This window comes from Streptosporangium sp. NPDC048886, assembly GCF_055586905.1.
Map to the genome: position 1 here is coordinate 124992 of NZ_JBVJHH010000016.1, position 23318 is coordinate 148309.

At 73.3% G+C, this 23318-nt stretch carries 16 protein-coding genes; 7 read left to right on the forward strand and 9 right to left on the reverse strand.

Annotation, left to right across the window (positions count from 1 at the left end; all coding sequences use genetic code 11):
- Positions 1 to 64: 64 nt before the first annotated feature.
- Positions 65 to 1627 carry an MFS transporter gene (locus ACZ6R6_RS21380; RefSeq protein ID WP_470095759.1) on the forward strand — a complete coding sequence of 521 codons (1563 nt, stop codon included), beginning with the start codon at positions 65 to 67 and terminating at the stop codon, positions 1625 to 1627.
- Positions 1628 to 1634: 7 nt separating this feature from the next.
- Complete coding sequence (locus ACZ6R6_RS21385; RefSeq protein ID WP_470095761.1) at positions 1635 to 2252, forward strand: TetR/AcrR family transcriptional regulator; 618 nt, start codon at positions 1635 to 1637, stop codon at positions 2250 to 2252.
- 151 nt (positions 2253 to 2403) lie between these two features.
- Here the strand turns inward: ACZ6R6_RS21385 and ACZ6R6_RS21390 are convergent, their stop codons facing one another.
- The 6 genes from ACZ6R6_RS21390 to ACZ6R6_RS21415 form a co-directional block, all read right to left on the reverse strand.
- A complete protein-coding gene (locus tag ACZ6R6_RS21390; RefSeq protein WP_470095763.1) occupies positions 2404 to 4188 on the reverse strand; it encodes an NAD+ synthase in 1785 nt (594 codons plus the stop codon).
- A 70-nt stretch (positions 4189 to 4258) separates the two neighbouring features.
- Complete coding sequence (locus ACZ6R6_RS21395; protein WP_470095765.1) at positions 4259 to 5155, reverse strand: TolB family protein; 897 nt, start codon at positions 5153 to 5155, stop codon at positions 4259 to 4261.
- A gap of 60 nt (positions 5156 to 5215) precedes the next feature.
- Positions 5216 to 7207, reverse strand: a complete 1992-nt coding sequence (locus tag ACZ6R6_RS21400; RefSeq protein ID WP_470095767.1) for a sensor histidine kinase — start codon at positions 7205 to 7207, stop codon at positions 5216 to 5218.
- Between the two features lie 281 nt (positions 7208 to 7488).
- Entirely contained in the window at positions 7489 to 8961 is a 1473-nt protein-coding gene (locus ACZ6R6_RS21405) for a BTAD domain-containing putative transcriptional regulator (RefSeq protein ID WP_470095769.1), read from the reverse strand.
- 85 nt (positions 8962 to 9046) lie between these two features.
- Positions 9047 to 10993 carry a sensor histidine kinase gene (locus tag ACZ6R6_RS21410; RefSeq protein ID WP_470095771.1) on the reverse strand — a complete coding sequence of 649 codons (1947 nt, stop codon included), beginning with the start codon at positions 10991 to 10993 and terminating at the stop codon, positions 9047 to 9049.
- 71 nt (positions 10994 to 11064) lie between these two features.
- Complete coding sequence (locus tag ACZ6R6_RS21415) at positions 11065 to 12276, reverse strand: MDR family MFS transporter (protein WP_470095773.1); 1212 nt, start codon at positions 12274 to 12276, stop codon at positions 11065 to 11067.
- 47 nt (positions 12277 to 12323) lie between these two features.
- Between ACZ6R6_RS21415 and ACZ6R6_RS21420 the strand changes: the two genes are divergently transcribed.
- Positions 12324 to 13301, forward strand: a complete 978-nt coding sequence (locus ACZ6R6_RS21420; protein WP_470095775.1) for an ArsR/SmtB family transcription factor — start codon at positions 12324 to 12326, stop codon at positions 13299 to 13301.
- Between the two features lie 144 nt (positions 13302 to 13445).
- On the opposite strand, the gene ACZ6R6_RS21425 is transcribed toward ACZ6R6_RS21420, so the two are convergent.
- The 3 genes from ACZ6R6_RS21425 to ACZ6R6_RS21435 are packed head-to-tail and all read right to left on the reverse strand — an operon-like array spanning position 13446 to position 16016.
- Positions 13446 to 14549 (reverse strand): terpene synthase family protein, encoded by a 1104-nt coding sequence (locus tag ACZ6R6_RS21425; RefSeq protein WP_470095777.1) that lies wholly within the window; start codon positions 14547 to 14549, stop codon positions 13446 to 13448.
- Positions 14549 to 15094, reverse strand: a complete 546-nt coding sequence (locus tag ACZ6R6_RS21430; RefSeq protein WP_470095779.1) for an EF-hand domain-containing protein — start codon at positions 15092 to 15094, stop codon at positions 14549 to 14551. Before ACZ6R6_RS21430 ends, ACZ6R6_RS21425 begins: the two co-directional genes overlap by 1 nt.
- 34 nt (positions 15095 to 15128) lie before the next feature.
- Positions 15129 to 16016 carry a terpene synthase family protein gene (locus ACZ6R6_RS21435; protein WP_470095781.1) on the reverse strand — a complete coding sequence of 296 codons (888 nt, stop codon included), beginning with the start codon at positions 16014 to 16016 and terminating at the stop codon, positions 15129 to 15131.
- Positions 16017 to 16241: 225 nt separating this feature from the next.
- On the opposite strand from ACZ6R6_RS21435, the gene ACZ6R6_RS21440 reads away from it, so the two are divergent.
- The 4 genes from ACZ6R6_RS21440 to ACZ6R6_RS21455 all read left to right on the forward strand — a co-directional run bounded on the left by ACZ6R6_RS21440 (position 16242) and on the right by ACZ6R6_RS21455 (position 23292).
- A complete protein-coding gene (locus ACZ6R6_RS21440) occupies positions 16242 to 17603 on the forward strand; it encodes a glutamine synthetase family protein (protein WP_470095880.1) in 1362 nt (453 codons plus the stop codon).
- Positions 17604 to 17993: 390 nt separating this feature from the next.
- On the forward strand, positions 17994 to 18719 hold the full coding sequence (locus ACZ6R6_RS21445; RefSeq protein WP_470095783.1) for a hypothetical protein: 726 nt from the start codon (positions 17994 to 17996) through the stop codon (positions 18717 to 18719).
- A gap of 132 nt (positions 18720 to 18851) precedes the next feature.
- A complete protein-coding gene (locus ACZ6R6_RS21450) occupies positions 18852 to 22277 on the forward strand; it encodes a serine/threonine-protein kinase (protein ID WP_470095785.1) in 3426 nt (1141 codons plus the stop codon).
- A 79-nt stretch (positions 22278 to 22356) separates the two neighbouring features.
- Complete coding sequence (locus ACZ6R6_RS21455; protein WP_470095787.1) at positions 22357 to 23292, forward strand: acyl-CoA desaturase; 936 nt, start codon at positions 22357 to 22359, stop codon at positions 23290 to 23292.
- Positions 23293 to 23318: the final 26 nt, after the last annotated feature.

A 23318-nucleotide genomic window follows, 5' to 3' on the forward strand; every position in this document is an offset into this window, starting at 1 on the left:
CGTATCGAAAAGATGAGCGCTACGGTTGCGTTGCGAAACTTTACCGTATCGAAAATGGGGTCCCATGGAACAGCAGCTTGGCCACCCGAGGCGGTGGCAGGTCCTGGGGGTGCTGGTGTTCAGCCTCCTGGCGGTCGTGCTCGACAACACGATCCTCAACGTCGCCCTCAAGACGATCGCCGACCCGGTGGAGGGCCTGGGCGCCACCCAGAGCCAGTTGGAATGGGCGATCAACTCCTACACCCTGGTCTTCGCCGGCCTGCTGTTCACCTTCGGTGTCATCGGCGACCGCACCGGGCGCAAGCGCATGTTGATGATCGGCATGGTGCTCTTCGGCCTCGCCTCGCTGGCCAGCGCCTACTCCCAGGATCCCGGGCAGCTGATCGTGGCCCGGGCGTTCATGGGGATCGGCGGCGCCGCGATCATGCCGGCCACACTCGCGATCATCTCCAACGTCTTCCCGCCGCAGGAGCGCGGCAAGGCGATCGGCATCTGGGCCGGCGGCGTCGGCATCGCCGTGGCGATCGGCCCGATCACCGGCGGTCTGCTCATCGAGCACTTCTGGTGGGGCTCGGTCTTCCTGATCAACCTGCCGATCGTGCTGATCAGCATGGTGCTCATCGCGCTGGTCGTGCCCGAGTCGCGTGACCCCAAGCCGTCCAAGCTCGACCCGGTCGGGGTGATCCTGTCCATCGTGGGTCTGGTCGCCATCACCTACGGCATCATCCGGGGCGGCGAGCTGGCCACCGTGGCCAGCGCCGAGGTGCTGGTCCCCACGCTCTTCGGCGTGGCCGTGCTGGCCGCCTTCGTCTGGTACGAGCGCCGCATCGACCACCCCGCCTTCGACGTCACCTACTTCCGCGACCCCCGCTTCGCCACCGCGGTCGGCATGATCGGCATCGTGTTCTTCGCCATGATGGGCGCGATGTTCTTCCTGGTCTTCTACCTGCAGATCGTGCTGGGCTTCAGCGCCCTGCAGGCGGGCGCGCTGATGATCCCGTTCGCCGCCGCGCAGATCATCTTCGCCCCGCTCAGCCAGCAGCTGGCCAGGCGCTTCGGCGGCAAGCTGACCGCCACCGTGAGCATGGTCATCGTGGCCGGCGCGCTGGCCGCCTACGCCCTGATGGACCAGAACACCTCGATCCTGGCGATCGAGATCGTCTTCTTCGTCCAGGGCGCGGCGATGGCCAACCTCATGCCGCCCGCGACCACCGCGATCATGGAGGCGCTCCCCCGGGAGAAGGCCGGCGTCGGCTCGGCCATGAGCAACACGGTCCGCCAGGTCGCCGGCGCGCTCGGCGTCGCCCTGCTCGGCTCCCTGCTGTCGGCCATCTACCGCGACGGGATCGCCCCCTCGCTGGCCGGCCTGCCCGAGCAGCTCAGGCACATCGCGGGCGAGTCGCTGACCGGCACGCTCAACGTGGCCGGCGGGCTCGGCGAGCGCGGCGCGGCGCTGATCGAGCCCGCCAAGCGGGCCTTCATGGACGGCATGCACACCACGGCCCTGGTCTCGGCCGTGGTCGCGCTGCTCGGAGCCCTGGTGGTGCTGAAGTGGCTGCCCGGCAAGAGCCCCGCGCTCCCCCCTGTCGAGCACATGTCCCAGGACAAGGAACCGGCAGTAGTGTAGGCACACGATGACCACGATTGACGAGACGCAGGCGGCCCGCCCGGCGGGCCGCCCCCGCAGCGCGAGGGCAGAGAAGGCGATCATCGACGCGACCCTCGACCTGATAGGCGAGGGGATGAACGTCTCCGAGCTGTCCATCGAGGCGATCGCCGCCCGGGCCGGGGTGGGCAAGACCACGATCTACCGGCGCTGGTCCAACAAGGAGGACCTGTTCGTCGACGCCCTGGCACAGCTCAAGTCGCCGCTGCCGCAGATGGGGGGCAGGTCGGTCCGCGAGGACCTGATCGCCTACCTCGAGGTCGTCCGGCGCGACGCGTGCGACGCGCGCAGGCGGTGCGTCATGAACATCGCGATGAACGACGCCGAGCGGCATCCGCGCCTGGTGGAGCGGATCCGGCAGGCCACGATCGAGCCGCGCAGGGCCGCGATGGTCGCCGTGCTGGAGCGCGGCGTCGCGACGGGCGAGCTCCGGGCGGATCTCGACGTGCCCGTCGCGATGGCGACGCTGGTCGGCACCATGATGTGGTACGTCCGCAGCGTGGGGTTCGGCGAGGAGCAGGAGATCCCGGACGACATCGCCGGACAGATCGTCGACCAGCTCATGGCCGGCCTCGGCCCCCGCTGAGACCGCCGCGGACCCCGTAGGCCGGCCGCCTGGAGCTTGACCGACCCGTCGGAGCCGGACCGCCGGATCCGCCCGGCGCCCAGTGGCCGCACCCCCGGGCGCTCCGGCCGCCCTCGGGGTGCCGGCCGGGCGTGGCGGAGGGCTCCGGGGCTCAGGCGATCGTCTCGCGCCAGTGGTTGGTGATGGGCAGGCGGCGGTCGCGGCCGAAGTTCTTGGGAGTGATCTTGGGGCCCGGGGGATACTGGCGGCGCTTGTATTCGGCCAGGTCGACCAGGCGGATGATCCGGGCGACGAGGGCCGGGTCGTGGCCGGCGGCGATCAGCTCGGCGGAGCCCATGTCCTTTTCGACGTAGTCGTCCAGGAGGCGGTCCAGCACGTCGTACTCCGGCAGGGAATCGGTGTCGCGCTGGTCGGGGCGGAGCTCCGCGCTGGGCTCCTTCTCGATGGAGTTCTCCGGGATGGGCGGCACCGCGAAGCCGTACAGGAACTCACCCGACGTCCCGGCCTGGGCGTTGCGCCAGCGCGACAGCTTCCACACCAGGGTCTTGAGCACGTCCTTGATGGGCGCGAAGCCGCCGGCGGAGTCGCCGTAGAGGGTGGAGTAGCCGGTGGCCAGCTCGCTCTTGTTGCCGGTGGTGAGGACCAGGTGCCCGTGCTGGTTGGACAGGCCCATCAGGATCATGCCGCGGACCCGGGCCTGCAGGTTCTCCGCGGCCAGGCCGGACAGCTCGATCTCCTTCTCGAAGCTGTCGACGATGTCGGCGATCGGCACGAGCTGGGCGTTGATCCCCTGCCGCTGCACCAGCTCCCGGGCGTCCTCCAGGGAGTGCTCGGAGGAGTAGCGCGAGGGCATCATCACCACGTGCACCCGGTCGGGGCCGATCGCGTCGGAGGCGATCGTGGCGGTCAGGGCCGAGTCGATGCCGCCGGACAGGCCCAGGATGACCGACTGGAAGTCGTTCTTGGTCACGTAGTCGCGGACCGCGAGGACCAGCGCCGAGTAGACCTCGGCGATGTCGTCGAGGTGCGGGGCGATCGAGGGCGGCTCCGGCGCGTACGGCTCGACGGGGAAGGCCGACAGCTCCAGCCGCTCCACCGTGATGACGGTCCCGTCGCCGGCGTCGACCTGGAAGGTGCCGAGGCCGCCGAACCTGGCCTCGGGCAGCTCCAGGTCCGTGATCAGCAGCTCCTCTGCGAACTGCGCGGCCCGCGCGACCAACTCGCCGGAGGCGGAGACGATGATCGAGTCGCCGTCGAAGACGAGCTCGTCCTGCCCGCCCACCTGGTTGGCGTAGGCGAGGGCGCAGCCCGCCTCCCGCGCCCGGCGGGCGACGAGCGCGAGGCGCACGTCGTCTTTCTCCTTCTCGTACGGCGAGGCGTTCGGCACCACCAGCAGCCCGGCTCCGGCCTCGGCCACCACCGCGACCGGCCCGCCCTCCTGCCACAGGTCCTCGCAGACCGCGATCGCCACGTCGACCCCGTGCAGCCGGAAGATCGGCAGCCGGTCGCCGCGCACGAAGTAGCGGTATTCGTCGAAGACGCCGTAGTTCGGCAGGTGGTGCTTGGCGGTCTTGGTGACCACCTGGCCCCGGTGGAGCAGCGCGGCCGCGTCCAGCGGGGCGCCCTTGGGCTGCCCCACGCGCGGCGCCAGGTCCGCCCGGTCCACGTAGCCCACGACCACCGGGACCTCGCCGAGGCCCTCGTCGGCCAGCCGCCGGGCGAGGGCCCCGACCGCGGCGATCGAGGCTTCCACGAACGAGCTGCGCAGCACCAGGTCCTCGACCGGATAGCCGGTCAGGAACATCTCGGTGAACACCACCAGGTGCGCGCCGCGGTCGGCGGCGCGCCGGGTCCATTCGACGACCTTGTCGGCGTTGGCCGCCAGGTTGCCGACCACGGGATCGGTCTGAGCCAGGGCGATACGGAGTTGAGCCACGTGCTCCACCTTATTCCCGGTCGCGCGGAGAGCCGTCCAGGGTGATCGACGTCGCGAGGCGCGCGACCGGCTAGCCGAGGACGCCGAGCAGGCCGAGATCCCTGGCCCTGGCGGGCTCGGTCACGCGCTGGAGCTCCTTGCCGGAGGCGTCCAGGACCACCAGGGTGTGGGCGGTCGCGCCCTTGACGCGGACCGCGAGGCGGCCGTCGCGCAGGTGACGGGCGCCCAGCAGCGTGCCCTTGACGGGGATGGCGATCTTCTTGCCGGTCTCGGTGTCGTAGATCGACGGGGTGAACGACAGCGGCCAGGAGCCGTCGCCGCCGGGGGCGTCGGGGCCGATGGCGTTCACCACGACCCGGCGGGCGTCGGGGGACAGGCTCTCCACGTGGTTGGCGAGCTTGACGCCGGGGGCCTTGCCGGAGACGCGGGACCTGGTATCCAGCAGGTGGACGCCGACGGTGTCGCCGGCGTAACCGGCGAGCGTCCTGCCGTCGGCCGACCAGGTCAGGTGGCAGGGGCCGAGGGTCCTGCCGGAGTCGACCGCGCCCTTGCCGTCCGCGCCGACCACGATCACGGTCGTGGCCGCGGCCGTGCCCTTCTTCGGGTAGGCGATCCGCTTGCCGTCGGTGGTCCAGGCGGGGGTCAGGCAGGGGCCGCCGTAGGCGGCGTCCTCGGCGATCACCTTGTCCCCGCCCGCGGACCTGACGTGCAGGCGGCTCCTGCCGTCGATCCAGGCGATCCGCCTGCCGTCGGGCGCCGCCGAGAACTGCCCGGCGAAGCTCCCGCCGCCGACGGCCAGGCCGCTCCAGCCGCCCCGGTGGGTCAGCACCTCGACCTTGCCGCCCTTGTGGCCGACGTAGAGGGCGCCCGTGACCGGCGCCGTCTGCGACGAGGCCAGGGCGGGAGCGGCGACGGCGGCGGTCGACACGGCGAGTGCGGCGCCGGCGGCCATGGCCCAGTGCTTCACAACGATCTCCTCAGATCAGTCCACTGACAGCTAGTTAGAGATCTGGGCGGCCGGAAAGGTTTACATCCGGCCGGCCGGAATCGGCAGGACAGCCTCGACCACCGTGCCGCCGCCGGGCGCCGCGCCGATCACGCACGTCCCGCCGAGCTCGGCGGCGCGCTCGCGCATCGACAGCAGACCGACGCCGGACCGCGGCCCGGCGGGCAGCCCGTGCCCGTCGTCCTGGACGCGGACCACCAGCGACTCGCCGCGCCGCAGCGAGACCACCGCCGAACGGGCCCGCGCGTGCTTGCGGATGTTGGTGAGGCCCTCCTGCGCGATCCGGTAGGCGGCCACCTCGGCGGCCGCGGGCAGGTCGGACAGGTCGCCCTCGGTCTCGACGGCCACCCGCGGCTCGCCCTCGACGGCCAGCGCCCGTACGGCGCCGGCCAGGCCGAGCTCGTCGAGGGTCGGCGGGCGCAGGCCGTACACCAGCTCCCTGATCTCCTGGCCGACCGCGTCCATGCCGTTGCGCAGCTCGGACAGGAGCCGGTCGGCGGAGGCGGGGGCGGTGCGCAGGCTGATCTTGGCCATGTTGATCGACATCGCCATGTCGGTCAGCGCGTGGCCGAGCCCGTCGTGCAGGTCCCGGCGGAGGCGGCGGCGCTCCTCCTCGCGCGCGGTGAGGATGCGCTCGCGGGAGCGCTGCAGGTCGGCGGTCATCCGTACGGCGTGCACCACGTCCGCCACGTAGGGGGTGACCACGGCGATCAGCCGGTCGTTGTGGGCCGCGGCGAACCGGCGGGGACCCGGGGAGCCCAGGAGCAGCCGCCCGACCGGCTCCCCGTGCCAGACCAGCGGCACCGCGCGCGGGGCCGGGCCCAGCAGGCCGACCTCCACCCGCCTGCCTCCCACGCCGTCTACCTCGACCACGACCCCGGTGACGCTCAGCCCGTCCCGGACCACGGCGGCCACGGCGGCGAGCGCGTTGGCGGGCTCGGTCTCGCCGGCCTCCTGGGCCAGCCGGGCGGCCAGGGCGCGCGGATCGCCGTGCGTGCCGTACATGAGCCGGTCGACCCACCGCCGGAGCAGGTGGCGGAGCGGGTGGAAGACGACCCCGGCGAACAGGGCCGCCGCCAGGCCGCCGACCCGGTCGTAGCCGGACAGGGCGAGCCCGGTGACCGCGCCGACCCCGAAGTAGACCGCGCTGATCGCGGTGATCAGCCCGGCGGCCACGAAGGCGCGGCTGATCACGGTGTCGATGCCGTACAGCCGGTAGCGCAGCACGGAGAAGGCGATGGCGACCGGGATCAGCCCGGTCGCGAGCGTGGCGGCCGGCGCCCAGTCCTCGCCGAGGAGCATGAAGACGATGTAGAGGGCGAAGGCGCTCAGCGGCCAGGCGATCTGGCGGCGCAGCACGGGGTCGGCCCGGCGGAAACGCAGCATCAGGGAGAGCAGCGACAGGATCGCGACGCCCATGATCAGCACCATCAGGAGCTGCTGGGGCTGCCTGCCGTAGGGGGCGAGCGCCTCGACCGCCAGCGGGTTCGGGATGACGCGGGGCAGCGGGTAGTCGTCCAGGGGCGGCGTCGGGCGCACGATCATACGGGCCGACTCCACCACCATCAGCGCGCCCGCCAGGACCACCAGCGGGCGCCAGCGCCGGGAGGGCAGCCGCCCGTCGGGGGAGTACAGCGGCAGCAGGCTCGCCAGCAGCATGCCGCCCATGATCCAGCCGATCCCCGCGGCGTAGCGGTAGTAGCCCGCCGCCGCCAGCGCGCCCTCGGCGCCCGAGCGGAGCATCATGCCGGTGGCGAAGATGTTGATCGCGCAGCCGAGCCCGCCGACGCACATCAGCCACGCGGTCGCCGGGCGTGAACGGTGGGCCAGCAGGAAGGCGCCCACCAGCGGGAAGGTCAGCCCTCCGGCGAGGTCGGGGGTCAGGAGCATGTCCGGGAACCAGCCGGGCGGCAGGCGCAGCGTGATCACGAAGCCGATCACCGTGAGCGCGACCGCGGCGGCGGCCACCACGATGATGAGGACCAGCCGCGTCGAGGCCATCAGGGCGGGCACGGCGGCCGCATCCCTCCGGCGCGCGGGCGCGGCGACACCGGCCGTGGTGTCCGCGGCCGTCCCGAGGGCGGGCGGCCGGGGAGCGGCGCTGGCCGCGGGCACCGGATCCGCCCGGGGCACGGCCCGGAGGCCCTCGGCGGCCCCGGGGGCCGGCGGCCCGGAGGTTTCCGGGGTCGCCGGAGTCCCCGGGACCTCAGGTGTTCCCGAGGTCCCTGAGGCCCCGGAGACGCCTGAGGTCCCCGAACCCGTCTCGTCGCTGTCGCGCCCCGCCACGAACATCGTTACCTGCCTATGCCACCCGGGTTGACCAGCCCCGACTCGTAGGCCGAGACGACGAGCTGGGCCCGGTCGAACAGCCCCAGGTGGTCCAGGAGCTTGGAGACCGACTCTGACACCGCCTGCTCGGAGACCGACAGGGTCGCCGCGATCTGCCGGTTGGTGAGCCCCCGGGCGACCAGCTTCATCAGGTCCAGCTCGGCGTCGCCGAGACCGGCGAGCGCGGGCGGGGCCGAGGGGTCGGTGTGCCCGGCGAAGGAGGCGATCAGGCGGGTGGTGACGGCCGGGTCGATCAGCGCGTCACCGGCCTGCGCGGCGCGCATCGCGGTGATGAGCTGCTCGGGGGCCGAGGTCTTGAGCACGAAGCCGCTCACCCCGGCCCGCAGCGCCGCGTAGAGGTTGTCGTCCGTGCCGAACGTGGTCATCATGATCACCTTCGGCGGGGACTCGTCGGCCAGGATCCGCCGCGCGGCGGTCAGGCCGTCCAGCCGGGGCATCTGGATGTCCATCAGCACCAGGTCGGGCGAGGTCTCCCGGACGGCGGCGATCGCCTGCTCGCCGTCCTCGGCCTCGGCCACGAGGTGGAAGCCGGGCTCGCTGTCGAGCACGACCCGCAGGCCGGTGCGGACCAGGGCCTGGTCGTCGGCCACCACGACGCGCAGCTCCGGCGGCCCCGCCCGCTCGGCCGTCCGCACCGGGACCGCCTCCTTCTCCTTGGGGGGAGAGGGCAGGTCCAGGTGGGCGGCCTGCGACAGCATGTCGGACTCCAGGCGCTGCAGGGTGGCGCCGAGGTCGAGGCCGAGCTCGTCGCGGAGCATCACCCTGGCCCGTCGGAGCGCTCCCAGCGCGTCGCCCTGCCTGCCGCTGCGGTAGAGCGCCAGCGCCAGCAGCCGCCAGGCCTCCTCCCGCAGCGGATGAGCCGAGGCGTGCGCCTCGAGGTCGGCCACCAGGGCGCTGGACTGCCCGAGCAGCAGCCCGGCGTCGGCGCGGCGCTCGACCGCGATCAGCCGCAGCTCCTCCAGCCGGCCCGCCTCGGTCACCGCCCACGGCAGGTCGGAGAACTCGGCCAGGGCGGGGCCCCGCCACAGCGCGAGAGCCTCGTCCAGGCGCTCCCACACCGCGGCCGGTCCGTCCTCCGTCTTGACGGCGCTCTCGAACTTCCAGGTGTCCACCTGTCCGGGGTCGGCGCGCAGGGCGTATCCCGGCGGGGCGGAGACCAGCACCTCCGCCTCCTCCCTGGGCGCGCGGCCGGGTTCCAGGGCGCGCCGCAGCCGCGAGACGTATCCCTGGATGGTGGACAGGGCCTGGGCCGGGGGCTCGCCCGGCCAGAGCTCGTCGATGAGCATGCTTACAGGGACGGCGCGGCCGCCCGCTACGAGGAGCCGGGCAAGCACCGCCATCTGGCGTTGTCCGCCGAGGTCGAGCACCACGTCGCCGTGGCGCGCCTGGAACGGTCCTAGGGCGCGAAATGTCAGCATTTCAGGCGCAAGCGTAGAGCCACCTGGTCCAATGTCATACGGCAATACCCACCATCGTTCGCAGGCTGTAAGAAATCATCGGTAGTCAGATCTCTACATTCAAGTTCAACGGCAGCACAGCTTCGACCACCGTCCCTCCTTCCGGGGGCGAAGCGATCACGCAGGTGCCGCCGAGCTCGGCGGCGCGCTCGCGCATCGACGCCAGCCCGACCCCCGAGCGCCGGCCGGGGGCGAGTCCGACCCCGTCGTCGCTCACCTGGACGCGCAGATCGTCGCCCCGCTCCAGGCGGACCCGGACCGCATCGGTCTGGGCGTGCTTGCGGACGTTGGTCAGCGCCTCCTGGACGATCCGGTAGGCGGCCACCTCGACGGCGGCCGGCAGCCCGGTCAGGTCGCCGTCCACCTCCACCACGACGTCGGGCCCGGCCATCTCGGTCAGCGCCTTGGCCAGGCCGAGGTCGTCCAGGGCGGGCGGGCGCAGGCCGTACACCAGGTGCCTGATGTCGCTGGTCACGCTGTCCATGCCGGAGCGCAGCTCGGTGAGCATGCGATCGGCGGTCTCGGGGGAGGCGCGCAGGGAGTGGCGGGCGACGTTGATGGACATGGCCATGCCGCTGAGCGACTGACCGAGGCCGTCGTGGAGATCGCGGCGCAGACGGCGGCGCTCCTCCTCCCGGGTGGCGATGATCCGCTCGCGGGACCGCCGCAGCGCGCCGACCAGCCGGACCGCGTGGGCGGCGTCGGCCACGTACGGGGTGAGCACGGCGATGACCCGCTCGTTGTGCGCGGCGGGCAGGCGCCTGACCCCGGGCGGGCCGATGAGCAGGTGCCCCACGGGCTCGCCGTGCCAGACGAGCTCGACGTCGCGCACCACCTCCCGCAGGTCACCCGCCGCGGCCTCGTCGGGTCCGCCCTCCTCGAACCGCACCGCGACCCCGGTCACCGCCAGGCCCTCGCGCAGCACGTCGAGGGTGGCCACCAGCCCGCCGACCGGGTCGGTCCGCTGCAGCCGCCGCCTGAGCTCCTCGGCCAGCGCCACCGGGTCGCCCTTGCTGCCGTAGAGCAGGCGGTCGGCGCCGCGCTGGAGCACCCGCCGGAGCGGGTGGAAGAACGCCCCGGCACAGAGCGCGGCGAACAGGCCGCCGATCCGGTCGACGTCGGACAGGAACAGGCTGGAGGCCGCCCCCACCGCCACGTACACGCCGCCGATCACGCCGACCAGACCCGCGCCGACGATCGTCCGCGTGATCAGCGTCTCGATGCCGTAGAGGCGGTGGCGCAGCACGGAGAACGTGATCGCGGCCGGGATGAGCGGGATCGTGAACGAGGCCAGCCACCACACCGGGTTCCCGATCACCCAGGGGACGATGAAGGCCGCCATCGCCAGCAGCGGCCAGAGGATCTGCCTGCGCTCCACGGAGTCCGCCCGCCGGAACCGCACGGCCAGCGAGGCGAACGCCAGCAGCATCGCCGCGTTGGTGAGCTGGTCCAGGACGACCTGGGCCCGCCAGCCGGGGGAGAGCCGGTAGGGCTCCTGGAAGGGCAGGAACTCCGCGCGGAGCGTGTCGGCCAGCAGGACGGCGACGGTGAACCAGATCAGGGGCCGCCAGCGGGGGGAGGGCAGGCGCCCGTCAGGGTAGAGCAGCGGCAGCAGCACCCCGAGGAACAGGATCGTGAGCTGCCAGCTCACGCCGACGACCGTCCAGATCGCCATGGGGGCCGCACCCCGGCCCAGGAAGGCGACGTTCACCGTCAGGCTGTTGACCGCCGAGCACATCCCGCCCAGGCAGAGCAGCCAGCCGATGACCAGCCGGGGGCGCTGGAAGACCAGCAGCGCCCCGAAGACCGGGAAGGCCGTGCCCGCCACGTCCTCCGGCGCGAACGGCAGCGGCGTGTAGGAGGGCTGCGGCAACTGCGCCGTGACCCAGATGTTGACGCATTCCATGGCCACGGACACGGCGGCGATCAACACCGCCGCCACCCGCGCCCGGACGGACGTCACCGTCGGTGACAACCGGCTCAGCCCGCGCATCGCCCCGGCCCTTCTGTGTCGTACTCAGAGGGACCCTAACGGGCGCCGACAACAATCCAATCAACAAGCGTTCAACGTGCGGCCGACACCGTACGGCGGCGCAGCGCCGGGCCGATCGCCAGCAGGCCCGCGGCGGCCACCAGGTTGACGGCGCCGACGGTCACCCAGAGTGCCACGGGACTCACCTCCAGCAGCCGGGTGCCGAGCAGCGGGGCGAGCATGGCGCCGCCCGACCAGGCGAAGCCGTACATGCCGGCGTAGCGCCCGCGCAGGTGGGGCGGGGCGAGCGCCGCCACGATCGCGCCCGCGACACCCGCGGTGACGACCTCGCCCAGTGTCCACAGGACGACCGAGACCGTGTATCCGGTGAGGTCGGAGACGAAGGCGGTCAGCGCGAAGCCCGCGCTGATGACGGCCAGGCCGAGGGCGAGCACGGTGCTGTGGTCGCGCCTGCCGAACCAGTCGCCGGTCAGCGGCTGGAGGAGCACGATCAGGACACCGTTGACGGCGATGACCAGGCCGTAGTCGACGGTGGTGAACCCCGTGTGGGTCATCGCCAGCGGCAGGGTGGTGAACGCCTGGGTGTAGGCCATGGTGGAGACGACGGTGATCAGGCTGAAGGCGACCATCAGCCGGTCCTTGAGCACGTCGGCGAAGCGGCCGTGCTCGCGCGCGCCCGGCGCGGGCAGCGTCTCCGGCACCGCCCGCCACACCAGCAGGCCGAAGACCAGTGAGGTGGCGGCGTTGATCCAGAACATCCAGCCGTACCCGACCCGGGCGAGCCAGCCGCCGGCCACCATCGCCACCGCGAAGCCCAGGTTCAGCGCCCAGAAGAGCAGACCGTAGGCGCGCGGCCGGTCGTCGGGTGAGACCAGGTCGGCCACCAGGGCGGTGGAGGCCGGCCGGTAGGCGTCCACGGCCATGCCGAGCACGAACATGGTGGCGACGATCGCCGGGAGCGAGGCGCTGTAGCCGAGCGCCACCATGGCGACCGCGGTCGCGACCATGCCGCCGGTCAGGGTGATCCGCCTGCCGAACCGGTCGGCCAGCCATCCGGCGACGATCTGCGACAGCAGCGAGCCGACGCCGAAGACCGCCATCACCGTGCCCGCGTCGGCGTAGGACATGTCGCGCACCTGGGTCAGGTAGACGCCGATGAACGGCTGGACCATCATGCCCACCCGGTTCACCAGCGTCCCGGTCCACAGGGCCCAGAACGCGCGGGGCAGGCCGCCGACCTTCGATCGCAGGAAACCGGGCTTGGCAAGGGTGGTGCTCGTCATGTGATCAGGGTTGGACACGCGTCCCGCCGTGCGCGAATCTTTTAGCCGTGCCTAAAAAGTCCTGCCACGTCGAGTGGATCTTCGCGCCGGACGACGTGGCCCGGATCCGCTTCGCCTTCTCCCCGATCTGGGAGCTGGTCACGAGCCTGCGCGCGCTGCGCGACCCGGCCAGGCACTCCCTCCACCTGCCCTGGGTGCGCGCCGTACGGTCCCGCCTGACCGGCCTCGACCTGTCGGAGCTGTTCGCGCTGGTCCCGCTCCGGGGCTATCTCGTCGACTTCGTCACCCCCACCCCCGAGACCCCGATGCCCGACTTCGCCGCCGACCTCGACCGGGTGCGGCGCACGCCCCCGGGGCGGGCGGCCGAGGAGGCGGGCCGGGTCAGCGGGTCCGACCCCCGCGTCATCGAGCGCTTCACGGCCGACCCCGAGGCGGGGGTGGCACGGGTCGCCGACACCCTGGAGCGCTACTGGGAGACGGCCTTCGCCGAGTTCTGGCCCCGGATCTACGGCCTGCTGGAGGCGGACGTGCTGCGCCGCTCCCGGCAGCTCGCCGTGGGCGGGGCCCGCGAACTCTTCGCCGACCTGCACCCGAGCGTGCGCTGGCACGGCGACCGGCTCAGCGTGGCCCGGCCCTGGCGCTACTCCGAGCCGATCGGCGGCGACGGCCTGGTGCTGGTGCCGACCGCCTTCTACTGGCCGGACACGGCCGTGATGGTCGAGCCGTACCAGCCGATGCTCCTCTACCCGGCGACGGGCGTGGGCACGCTGTGGGCCGCCGGCCCGCCGCCCGCCCCCGGGGCCCTCGCCGCGCTGCTCGGCCGCACCCGGGCGCAGATCCTGACCGCCCTGGCCGAGCCCGCGACCACCTCGGGGCTCGCCCGCCGGATGGCCCTCACCCCGGGGGCGGTCAGCCAGCACCTGGCCGTCCTGGCCGACGGGGGCCTGGTGACCCGCCGCCGCCTCGGCCGTGAGGTCGTCTACCGCCGCACCCCGGTGGGCGACTCACTGGTCTGCGCGTCCTGACCGGACGGCGGCGGGGCGGCGGGTGCGGCCGCCCGCCCCGCGCCGGGTGTCCGGCGCGCTCCGGCCCGCCGGACACGCCCCTCCACGGCGCACCGTGGAGACCCGCCAAGGCCCGCGGAGGCCCGTACGAGGCGGGCGGTCACCTCAGGTCACGCCGTACCGGCTGGACTCCAGGAGCCACTCCAACTGGGCCCGGGGAGCCGACAGGAAGGCGCACGCCACCTTGCTGACGTCCCTGGCCTGCGCCGGTGACAGCCCGAACCGGTCGAACAGCCCGGGCAGCCGCATGGCGGCGGCCCGCAGGTCCTGCGCGCGCTCGGCGATCCGGTCGTTCACCCACGCCACCGCGCCGGAGTCCGGGAGCCCGAACGCGGCGGCGGCGACCGTCACGTAGTTGTGCACGTCCCCGTTGGCGCGCTCCTTGGGGTAGGAGGCGACGTCGTTGCACCAGGCGGTGACGTCGTTGCAGGACTCCACCAGGGTCCGCCAGGTCGGGCTCTCCCGCAGCCTGGCCGGCACCTCCACCCCCAGGCACGGCTCCACCAGGTCGAACAGGTAAGGCCCGGCGGTCCCACGCCGGAGCGCCGGATACTCCCCGGCCGAGGGGACCCGTCCGGCGCGCCGGTTGTCCGCCTCCGCGCGGCAGGCCGCCCCCTGCTCCCGCAGCCCCTGGGCGAACCGCTCCCGCCACCGCGCGCTCATCCGCCCGGCGGTGATCCGCCACAGGTCCTGGAAGGCCGCTTCGACCGGCGCGGTGCCCTCCGCCCGGGCCGCCACGGCCTGCCGCTCCCGGGCCGGTACGGCCTCCCGCGGCTGGGGCGGCGTGACGCGGGCCAGGCGTCCGAGGCGCGCGAAGGCGGCCCCCACGATCTCGGCGGCGTGCCCGGCCGGTTTCTCGTCCCACTCGTCGTCGAAGTGGAACAGCCAGGTCAGCCACTTGGCGAACAGCAGGGCCGAGTCCATGCCGAAACCGGCGAAGGCCCGGCCGGCCATCCGCTCGAACCCCGCCCGCGCGGGCGTCTCCAGCCCCATCTCCCAGGACCACTCGGCGAGGGCGGTCTCGATCCGGTCGACCGAGGAGTGCATCCGGCACGGGGCGGCCATCACCGGGACCCGGTCGGCGAGAGGCAGCAGCAAGGCCGCGGCCACCGCGGGAGCCCGTTCCCGCGGTGGCCGCGTCCCCGCCTGGCCGGCCGTCCCGGTGGCCTCCCGGGGCGGCGTCTGTGTCAGCGTCTGTGTCAGCGTCACTACAGCGGACCGAACAGCCAGTTGCCGGCCGCGTTCGGGTCGGCGCTCGTGTAGTACTGCCGGACCGCCTCGACCAGCTCGCCGGAGGCGATGGTGCCGTCCCGGTCCCGGTCGAGCCGGTCGAAAGCCGTGTCCACGTCGTCGTGCGCCGTGCCGAACGCGGTCAGCAGGACCCGGAACCCGGCCGGGTCGACGAGCCCGTCGCCGTCGGCGTCGCAGAGCGCCGCGAGGGCCTCGGCGGCCGGCCTGAACGCCGTGTCGAACCGGTCTCCCTCGGCGAACGCCGAGATCATGCCGGTGCGGAACTCCTCGGGGGAGATCGCGCCGTCGCCGTCGGCGTCGATCTCGGCCGAGAGGGTCCGCCAGATCGACTCGAAGCCCTCGACGAGCCTGCTGCCGGCGGGCGAGGTCGGCGACTCGCCGAAGCCGATCAGGATCCGGGCCCCCAGGCCGAGCAGGTCGTCGCGCTCGATCTTCCCGTCGCCGTTCACGTCCATGTGCGCGAAGGCGCGCTCCAGTTTGTGCTTGAGAAGTTCAGGGCTCATCTTGACCTCCTGGTTACGTGAAGAACTCAAGCGGTTACCGCAAGTGACGATAGCGGGGTGATTCTAGGAGCAACTCCAGGTAAGCCCTGGGAATGGTCAAGAAAGCGCAGGCCACCTGGACCACCTCGCGGGAGTCGGCGAAGCCGAGCCCGTGCCGTTCCACGACCACGGGGATCGCGCGGGCGGCGGCCCACAGCTCCTCCATCCGGTCCACGACCCGGTCGACCACCCACTGCTCGGCCGCCGCGCCGCACAGGCCCAGGGAGGCCGAGGCCGCCGCCACGTAGCCGCTCCCGGCGGCCAGGTCGTCGCACCAGGCGGTCACGTCGCCGCTCGCCTCGACGACCGCCCGCCACTGCGCGCTCTCGCGGACCGGCGCGGGCACCTCCACCCCCATGCAGGGCTCCACCAGGTCGAACAGGCACTGACCGGACCGGGCCCTGCCCAGCGCCGGATACTCCTCGACCGGCGGCGTCCGGGTGTCGAGCAGCGCCGCGTGCTGGGCGCTCAGCCCGGCCAGGAACCGCGCGCGCCACTCGTCGCCCATCCCGGGCGCGCAGCTCCGCCACAGGTCGGCGAAGGCCCGCTCCAGCGGCGGCCCCGGCTCGCCGCCGCCGGCCACCGTGAGCACCCCGGCGAGCGCCGAGGGCTCCTCGCGGAAGCGGGAGGTCCAGGTCAGCCAGCGCGCGAACAGCGTGGCCGTGCCCATGCCGTACCGGGCGAAGGCCCGCCCGGCCAGCAGGTGCGCGCCCGCGCCGGGCTCGGTGTCCAGGCCGACCCTGCGGGACCAGTCGAGCACCGCGGCCTCGATCTGGTACGTCGACGGGTGCATGGGGCACGGAGCCGCCATCGCCGCCAGCCGTTCGGTGAGCGGGACCGGCAGCGTGGCCCCGCCCGATGGTCTGTCAAGTCCGGTGCGCATCGTCTCTTCCCCCGAATAGAACTTCAGCCGCTCCGGCGCACACTGTAGGAGGGGATGGGGCAGGTCACGCGGAGGCACGACGAGGCAGGTCACGCATGGGCACGGCGGCTCCGATGCCGCATCTCACCGCCGTTGCTCGTAACGTGTGCGAAACACGGAGCGGGCAGACTGGTAGAAGACCAGGCGTGTCGCACCACGTCGGAGTCGGCGATGAAGGAGAGAGTTTTGGACCGCCAGCAGGAGTTCGTTCTCCGCACCCTCGAGGAGCGCGACATCCGGTTCATCCGGCTGTGGTTCACCGACGTCCTCGGCTTCCTCAAGTCGGTGGCGATCGCCCCCGCGGAGCTCGAAGGGGCCTTCGCCGAGGGCATCGGCTTCGACGGCTCGGCCATCGAGGGCTTCGCCCGCGTCTACGAGTCGGACATGCTGGCCAAGCCCGACCCGTCGACGTTCCAGATCCTGCCCTGGCGCAGCGAGACGCCGGGCGCGGCCCGGATGTTCTGCGACATACTCATGCCGGACGGCTCGCCCTCGCACGCCGACCCGCGCTGGGTGCTCAAGCGCACCCTGGCCAAGGCCTCCGACATGGGCTTCAGCTTCTACACCCACCCCGAGGTCGAGTTCTTCCTGCTGAAGAACCGGCCCGAGCGCGGCGCGCGCCCCGAGCCGATCGACGACGGCGGCTATTTCGACCACACCCCGCACAGCTCCGGCCACGACTTCCGGCGCAACGCGATCATGATGCTGGAGTCGATGGGCATCTCGGTCGAATACAGCCACCACGAGGGCGGCCCCGGCCAGCAGGAGATCGACCTGCGCTACGCCGACGCGCTCACCACCGCCGACAACATCATGACCTTCCGGCTGGTCATGAAGGAGGTCGCGCTGGAGCAGGGCATCTGGGCGAGCTTCATGCCCAAGCCCTTCACCGAATACCCCGGCTCCGGCATGCACACCCACATGTCGCTGTTCGAGGGCGACCGCAACGCCTTCTACGAGCCCGGCGCCGACTACCAGCTGTCCAAGGTCGGCCGTTCCTTCATCGGCGGCCTGCTCGCGCACGCCGCCGAGATCACCGCGGTCTGCAACCAGTGGGTCAACTCCTACAAGCGCCTGTGGGGCGGCGCCGAGGCGATCGCCGGGGCCGGAGGCGAGGCCCCGAGCTACATCTCCTGGGGCCACAACAACCGCTCGGCCCTGGTCCGGGTGCCGATGTACAAGCCGCACAAGAGCGGCTCGACCCGCATCGAGTTCCGCTCGCTCGACTCGGCCTGCAACCCCTACCTGGCCTTCGCGGTGATCCTGGCCGCGGGCCTGAGGGGCATCGAGCAGGGCTACGAGATGCCCCCCGGCGCCGAGGACGACGTCTGGGCGCTGACCTCGGTCGAGCGCCGCGCGCTGGGCATCCAGCCGCTGCCCCAGTCGCTGGATGAGGCGATCGCGGTCATGGAGCGCAGCGAGCTGGTCGCCGAGACCCTCGGCGAGCACGTCTTCGACTACTTCCTGCGCAACAAGCGGACCGAGTGGCGCGAATACCGCCGCCAGGTCACCGAGTTCGAGCTCGGCCGCTACCTGCCGGTGCTGTAAGACCAGCGGAAGATTCTCGCAGTCTGAGGGCGCGGGGCCAACGGTGAAGGATCGTTGACCCCGGGCCGTCTCATCCGCTCCGGGCCGGCGGCGGGCCGTACGAGATATCCGATCAAACACAGGCAGCGGAGAGTTTCCCGGGAGTATGCTCTGCGCCGTGCGCGCCGGCGCTCCGTCCGGGACGGCCGGCGGCGCGCTCGTGCGGCCGCCGCCCACGGGGCGGGTCCTCCACCGTGAGCGCACGCCGGACGGCATGCCGCCCGGGTCCCGGCTGCCCGGGACCACCGACCCCTGGTTCGCTGTGTACGCAACGACTCCGGTAAAATCGGTCGGTCTGTTTAGAGTGATTTTTGAGGATCAATAGCCATATAAGGCAATAGGAGGTGCGGCATGACGACGGCTGCCGAGCTGCAGACCGTGTTGACCGTTCCGGCGCGTTTCCGCGGGCCTGAGGGCACCGCGAACGGCGGATGGATCGCGGGCACGGTCACCGAGGCGTTGCACGGCGCCCGGCACGACTCGGCCGTCGAGGTCACGCTGCACGCCCCCACGCCGCTGGAGACCGAGCTGGCCGTGCGCCACCTGGCCAACACCGCCACCCTCACCCACGGCGACACCCTCCTCGTCGAGGCCATCCCGGTCGCCGAGCAGCTCGACGCCCCGGCCTTCGTCCCCTTCAACAAGGCGGCCCTCGCCGAGAGCGGTTTCGCCGGGCTCACCGGCCACGCCTTCCCCGGCTGCTTCGCCTGCGGCATGCGCGACCCCGGCGACGGCCTGCGGATCTTCCCCGGCCCGGTGTCCGGCACCGACGTGGTCGCCGCCGGCTGGCGGGTGCCGATGACCGTCACCGACGAGGACGGGGCCGTCCCCGACTCGATCATCTGGGCCGCGCTCGACTGCGTCACCGGCTGGGCCCACTTCGGGCCCGGCGAGTCGGCCCTGCTCGGCCGGCTGACCGCGCAGGTCCACCGCCGGGTCTACCCCGGCGGCACCTACTCCGTGGTGGGCCGCGCCACCGGCCGGGAGGGCCGCAAGCTCTTCGGCGAGAGTGCCGTCTACGAGGTGGACGGCACCCTGGTGGCCGCCGCCAAGGCCGTCTGGATCATCCCCGCCTGACCCGTCCGGATCACCCCGCCTGACCCCGCCCCGGGGCCGGGACGGCGGGCCGCCCGTGACCCCCTGGAGGCCGGGCGCCGCCGGTCGGCTCCCGGGCCGAACCAGAACGATCTCTCCGGCGTCTGATCCCACATGGAATCACAGCCGTTGGCCCCCGACGACCCGCAGCGGATCGGGGGCTACCTGCTCGCGGGGCGTCTCGGCGTGGGCGGCCAGGGAGTGGTGTACGAGGCCTACGACGGGGCCGGCGGACGGGTCGCGATCAAGGCCCTGCACCCCGGCGCTGCGGGCAACGGGCAGGTCAGGGCCCGCCTCGCGAAGGAGGTGACGGCCGCGACCCGGGTGGCCTCCTTCTGCACCGCCCGGATCATCGGTGCCGATCTGGAGGCCGACCGCCCGTACATCGTCAGCGAGTTCGTCGCCGGCCCCAGCCTGCGCCAGGCCGTACAGGACTCCGGCCCGCTGGGCCAGGACGCGGTGCACCGGCTCGCCGTCGCGGTGGCCACCGCGCTGACCGCCGTGCACGCCGCCGGGGTGGTCCACCGCGACCTCAAACCCGACAACGTGCTGCTCGGCCCGGACGGCCCCAGAGTGATCGACTTCGGTATCGCGCGGACCGAGGAGATGACGCTGAGCGCGACCGGCGCCATGATAGGCACGCCGAAGTACATGGCGCCCGAGGCGCTCAACGGCGGCCGGGCGGGCCCGGCCGCCGACGTCTTCGCCTGGGGCGCGGTCGTGCTCTACGCCGCCACCGGGCATGACCCCTTCGACGCGCAGTCGGCCGGCGCCGCCATGTACCGCGTGCTCACCAGCGAGCCCGACGTGTCCGTGCTGCCCGAGCCGCTGCGCGGACTGGTGTTCGCCGCGCTCGCCAAGGAGCCGGACGGCCGGCCCGCGGCCGGTGACCTGCTGCTCGGGCTGCTCGGGCACGCCACCCTCGACGAGGGCGTGCGGGTCGCCGCCGACCTGCGCCCGGCCGGGCCCGAGGGCGCCCCGACGCTGGGACGGCTCGCCGAGGAGGTGTTCGCCCGGCTGAGCCCGCAGGAGCAGCGGCAGGTCCCCGAGGTCCTGCTCCGCCTGGTCAGCGCCGACGGGCACGGCGTCCGCAGCGCCGACCGCGGCGAGTTCGGCCCCGGGGCCGAGGGGGTGATCGCCGTGCTGTCCGAGGCGGGACTGCTCGGCGTGTCCCCGAAGGACGTGCGGATCACCCGGCCGGGACTGCTGCCGGCCTGGCCCCGGCTGCGGGAGTGGGTCGAGGTCGAACGCCCGGGGCTGGGCGTCCACGCCGAGCTGCGCGAGGCCGCCCGGCGCTGGGACCGGCGCGGCCACCGGGACACCGACCTGTTCCACGGGCCGCCCCTGGAGCAGGCCATGCAGTGGGCCGCCACCGGGCGCCGTCACCTGAAGCTCAACGACACCGAGACGGAGTTCCTCGCCGCGGCCGCCGCCCTGACCCGGCGGCGGGCCCGCACCCGCCGCGCGGTGACCGGCGTCCTCGCGGGGCTGCTCGCCGTGACCCTGGTCGCGGTCGCGCTCGCCGAGAGCCGGCGGATGGAGCTGGCCCGCTCGCTCGAGCAGGCGGAGGCGCGCCGCCTGGCGGCCTACGCCGACGACCTCCGGCAGGGCGACCCGGTCACGGCCATGCGGCTCAGCGTGGCCGCCTGGCGGCTGTCCGACGTCCGCGAGACGCGTGCGGCGCTGTTCAGCTCGCTGGTGCAGCAGGATGTGGGGGCGCTGGATCCCCCCGAGCCCGGCGCGCGGTACGCCCTGGGCCCCGGCGGCGCGACCCTGGTCGGCGTGGGCAAGGACGCCATCCGGGTGTGGGACGCCGTCACCGGGAGGCGGCTGCGGACGATCGAGACCCCCGGCCTCGGCGCCCTGGGCGTGTCCGCCTCCGCCCGTCACGCCGCCGTCGACACCCCGAAGGGGGTGACCCTGTGGGATCTGGCCGCGGGCGCCCGGCTGCCGGGCGCGTTCGGGGCCGCCGGGGACTCGGCCCGGCTCGGTCCGGCGGGGAAGGTGCTGGTCTCCTCCTCGAAGACGGAACACGTGATCCGCGAGGTGGCGACCGGCCGGGTCGTGCTCAGGGTGCCCGAGACCCCCGGCCTGTACCAGGTCGAGATCGGGGGAGACGACCGCTACGCGGCCACCACCGTGCAGGGCGGTGGCCCGGTCCACCTCTGGGACCTGCGCACCGGCAGGCGGATGCCGGTCCCGGCGGCCGGCCACGCCGTCACCGACGTGGCCGTCAGCCGGGACGGGAGGGTCCTGGCGCTCAACGGCGGCGGCAGCACGTCGTTCTGGAACCCGCGGACCGGCCGGCTGATCGCGCGGAGCGTGGACACCACGGTCGACGGGAACGTGGTGCTCAGCCCGGACGGCCGGCTCGCCGCCGTGCTCGGCCCCTACGGGCTGGAGGTCATACGGGTGGCCGGCGGCCTGTCCGTGCTCCGGCGCGGGATGGCCGTGCCCGACTCCGAGAACCTGCGCTTCACCGCCGACGGGCGGACGGTGCGCTACGCCGACCCCGCCGGCCGGGTGGTCTCCCTGGACGTCGCCACCTTCGCCGGCGGGCGCCCGGTGGACGGCGGCCTGCTGCTCGGAGCGGCCTTCCGCCCCGGCGGCGATCTCGTCGCCGTGCAGCGCCGGGTCGAGGGGGAGCGGGCCGTCGAACTGTGGGACGTGGCGGGCCGGCGCCGGCTGCGCCGTATCGAGGTGCCCGGCCCGGAGCAGGAGGGCTACCAGAAGAACGCCCTGGCCTTCAGCCCCGACGGGCGGACCCTCGCCATCGGACCCGGCGACGTCCCGGCCGTCACGCTGTGGGACCTCACCACGATGAGACGGGTCAGGGAGCTGAGATGGGAGGCCGGGGGGACTTACGGCCTCGCGTTCACCCCGGACGGCCGCCGCCTGGCGGTCGCGGGGACGGAGGGCGGCCGGAACGCGGTGCGGATCTGGGACGTCGCCTCCGGTCGCCCGGGCCGCCCGCTGGGCGTCGACGCCCAGGTCGTCGCCTTCGGGCCGGGCGGTGACCGCCTGGCGTACGGCGGCACGCGCAACGGGCTGCTGAGCCTCGCCGACGGCGCGGCACGGGACGTCCCCGGGATGGAGGGGGCCACCGCGGCCGCCTTCGCCCCCCGCGGCGGGTCCCTGGCCGTGGGCGACGGTCAGGGGCGGGTCCGGCTGTGGGACGCGGCGAGCGGGACGCCGCGGGGACCGGTCGCCGACGCCCACGTGTCCGAGGTCGGCAGGGTGGTGTTCTCTCCCGACGGGAGCCTGCTGGCCACCACGGGTGATTCCGTGCGCCTGTGGGACGCCGGCACCGGGCAGGGCTTCGGCCTGGCCGACCTCGGCGTCTCCGGGGTGATGGACCTGGCCTTCACCCCGGGCGGCCGGTCGCTGCGCGTCATCGGCTGGGACGGGGCGATCGTGGAGCGGCCGCTGGGGCCCGGCGCGCTGTCGGCGGCCGTCTGCCGGCGCGCGGGCGGCGGTCTCCCCCCGGACGGCTGGCGCAGATACCTCTCCCCGGAGGTGCCCTACCGGGCGACCTGCTGACCCGGGTGACAACTTCCACCGGATAAATCGCCTCCCGGGGTGCAGTTTCCGGCACGGCGGGCGATTAGGTTCGGCGGGCATGGCCTCCCCTTCCGCCGTGCCGCCGGACCTCGCCGCCGCGCCCGTGCCGTGGTTCGAGCGCTTGCTGATCGTCCTGTTCGTCGTCGTGCCCTTCCTCGCCGTGCTGGCCGCAGTCCCGTTCGCCTGGGGATGGGGGCTGGGATGGCGGGACGTGATCATCGCCGTGGCGATGTATCTCGTCACCGGGTTCGGCGTCACCGTCGGCTACCACCGGCACTTCACCCACCGCTCCTTCCAGGCCAGGACGTGGCTGCGGGTGCTCATGGCCGTCGCCGGGGGTATGTCGCTGCAGGGGCCGGTGATCCGCTGGGTGGCCGATCACCGGCGCCACCACAAGTACGCCGACAAGGAGGGCGACCCGCACTCGCCCTGGCGGTTCGGTCCCGGCTTCGCCGGGCTGGCCAGGGGGCTCTCCCACGCCCACGTCGGCTGGCTGTTCAGCCCCGAGCGCACCTCCAGGCGGCGCTTCTGCCCCGACCTGCTCGCCGACCGGCCCATCAGGTTCCTGTCGCACAACCTGACCTACGTGCCGGTCGTGCTGCTCTCGCTCGGTCTGCCCGCGCTGGCCGGCGGCCTGTGGGGCGGTTCCTGGCAGGCCGCGCTCACCGCCTGTTTCTGGGGCGGACCCGTGCGCGTCTTCGTCCTGCACCACGTGACCTGGTCGATCAACTCGATCTGCCACACCTTCGGCAAGGAGGAGTTCGCGGTCAGGGACCGCTCCCGCAACGTGCGGTGGCTGGCGCTGGTCTCGCTGGGGGAGGCGTGGCACAACCTGCACCACGCCGACCCCACCTGCGCCAGGCACGGGGTGCTCCGCGGCCAGATCGATCCGAGCGCCCGGCTGATCTGGCTGTTCGAGCGGCTCGGCTGGGTCTGGGAGGTCCGCTGGCCGGACGCCGGACGGGTCGCCGCCCGGCGCGTGCCCGCCGGGTGAGAGGCCGGCCCGCGGGGGAGACGCGG